Source organism: Bifidobacterium pullorum DSM 20433 (genome assembly GCF_000771405.1).
GTDB classification, from domain to species: Bacteria; Actinomycetota; Actinomycetes; order Actinomycetales; family Bifidobacteriaceae; genus Bifidobacterium; species Bifidobacterium pullorum.
In genome coordinates, this window is sequence record NZ_JDUI01000023.1 from 1 (window position 1) to 2,719 (window position 2,719).

The following is a 2,719-nucleotide window of genomic DNA, read 5'->3' on the forward strand; positions in this document are numbered from 1 at the left end:
CGACGAGGCTACCGGCGCCATGTCCCACGGGGATGTGTACCTGCGTTCCAATGGAGGCAAGTGGGTACGTTACGACAAAATCACAGGCATCATGGTCAAAGGCCTGCACAAACAGGACGGAGCTTGGTACTATTTCGACCCCATCACAGGAGCGATGGCACACAAAATGACCTACGTTCCCGATTGGAAAAGCTACAAGTATTTCGATGATATCGACGGGCGTTGGATCAAGGGAAAGGAGACCGCCGACTGGAACTCCCCCTCACAGGAATCCGCATACCCGAATCTCAGCAAGGTACGCAATCTCAACGTCCGAGTGTCCATCGCAGACCAGCAAGTGTATATCCGCGACGGCAGCACTGTGATCTACACCATGATCGCCTCGACCGGACTCAATGATTGCACGCCCCGAGGAACCTACCGAGTCAACGGACGAGGTCGCTCATTCATGAATCCCGATGGCATGGGCGCGAACAACTGGGTGCGGTTCCTTGGAAACTACCTGTTCCATTCCGTGCCAATCAATAAGAGCGGAAACTACATCGTTTCGGAGGCCCAGAAACTGGGACGGCCCGCATCGCACGGCTGCGTCAGGTTGACCATACCGGACTCAAAGTGGCTGTATGACCAACTGCGAGACGGCACGTCCGTGACCATCTACTGACACTTATTCGTCAACTTTTTATACTGTTCTCCGGGATATATACGCTGCTGGAGATCTTGCATCCATAGTTGTGGAAATAGTCAGGATCTCTATTACCCCATACAGAGACCCTGCTTCCAGCTACAATGTGTGGCAGACACGACCGATTCCGTAGAAAGAAGTATCGCATGGCAGTCGGCTTGAAACACGCTTCCAGCAACGGCCTCGCCTCATTAGCTCCACGAATCGGGACGGCCATTACAACATGCCTGCTCACGATTTCCGGCATAGCCACCCTATTTCTAGGCGTGCTGTCCATCTTTTCCACCACGGAATTCAAAATCGATGGACCTTCTTCCGGGGTCTCTCCCGATTTCCTCAGCATCACCGAGGAGATCATTTTCCATTACGGGCTCCCCTCAATACAGTTCGTTGCCGGCTTCATTCTGCTCGCGGCGGGAACGATGGTTATCGGCTCGGCGCTGCGCCGCATTCCCCTGCGTAGAATCTCCCAGGCACTCGTTCTTATCACGTTAATCGTATCGCTGCTATGGGTGCTGTCACTGAACGCGAAAGGGGCCTTTTGGTATAACGATTCACGTTCGCTGATTGACTCGTCACGAGCTTTTCTGGAAGGTGATTACGCGCAGTTCGACCCCTCAGCATCTGACCATGGCGACGGTTCCCCGGAATTCTACTCCTACTATTCCTGGTACCCATTCCAAACCGGCGCCATGCTGTGGTTCTCACTTGTCTTTTTCTTCATCGGCGCAGGTAATATCGCAGGCTACCAAGTCATCAACGCATTCCTGACCGCCGGCATCGTCTGGGCGGTATGGCAGCTCAGCAAACGCTGCGGCTTCAACGAAACTACGCTACGCCACGAAGCACTTCTGCTCATCCTCTGTGTGCCTCTCTATACCTCAGCAGCGTTCGTATACCCCAACACGGCGGGATTGTTCCTCGTTCTGCTCGCGGTTCTCGTCGCTGTCATATCCATGCAGACCGATTCCTATCCGCATATGTGTCTTCTTGCCGTCGCTGCTTATCTCATCGCGGCAGTGGCCATGCTGGTCAAAGGAACTGTCATCATCTTCGTCATCGCACTCACCATTTGCCTCATCATTACGGCACTAATCAAACGACGGTATTGGCTTGCGTTGCTATGTTGCGTTATGTTCATCGTCTCTCACCAGTTGTCTTCTCTGTCCGTTGTCATCGTTGAAACAGTGACTGGAGAACAGTTTGGAGAGGGCCTTCCCCAACTGTCCTGGATCGCCATGGGTCTCGACCCGCACAGCACTTCGGACAATCCCGGATGGTGGAACGACAGCGCCATCAACGCGTATGCACTCACCTCCGGAGACCCGGCAGGGCAATCGCAAATCGCCAAGCAAAGCATTCTGGATTCGTTGACGGCGTTCGTGCAGGACCCCGCCATGGCTTGGGAGTTCCTTAGAGACAAGCTCGCCAGCGAATGGGCCGAGCCTTCCTTCCAGGCGTTCCATTACACACATTTGACGGAAACGAACGACCCCGGCTTCCTAACCTCCGAGTTCCTCGGCCCTCGCTATTCCGCGGTGCTGAGCTTCGAGAACGTATATCAGAGCATCATTTACCTATTCGCCGTCATCGGCATCTTTCGCTCAATCGCGATACGTAAGGCCATCCCGATTGGGCATCTGCTCTGCATCTCCTGTGTTTCACTCTGCTTCCTAGGAGGATTCGGATGCTTCCTGTTATGGGAAGCTAAAAGCGTGTACACGCTGCCTTACGCGATCATGCTGATACCGCTCGCAGCGTCCGGCTTATCTGGCACATCGCATGCATTGGCCCGCGTGTTCCGTTGGATGATGCAACAACGTTCATCCGTGGCCGAGAAGAGCACACGCTAGCTCGACACTCATTTACGTTGCGATAACGGATTTATACTGTCATATACAGGTTTCTTTCAGTATTTCGGTTTCATAAGGAGGAAACGATGACACGAATCCGTATAAGCCATCTGCTGCGCCCCGTTCTTGTTGTGGTGTGTGCGGTGGTGACGTTCGCCGCGTGCCTGGCGATGACGCCGGG

2 protein-coding genes are annotated in these 2,719 nt (G+C 53.9%); both read left to right on the top strand.

Translation table 11 applies throughout. The features are described from left to right. Nucleotides 1–664 (top strand): L,D-transpeptidase family protein (locus OU11_RS08885; protein ID WP_152597138.1); only part of this gene is annotated, 664 nt, incomplete at its 5' end. Between the two features lie 167 nt (nucleotides 665–831). Continuing rightward, entirely contained in the window at nucleotides 832–2,538 is a 1,707-nt protein-coding gene (locus tag OU11_RS08505) for a phospholipid carrier-dependent glycosyltransferase (RefSeq protein ID WP_033516166.1), read from the top strand. The last annotated feature ends 181 nt before the right edge of the window (nucleotides 2,539–2,719 follow it).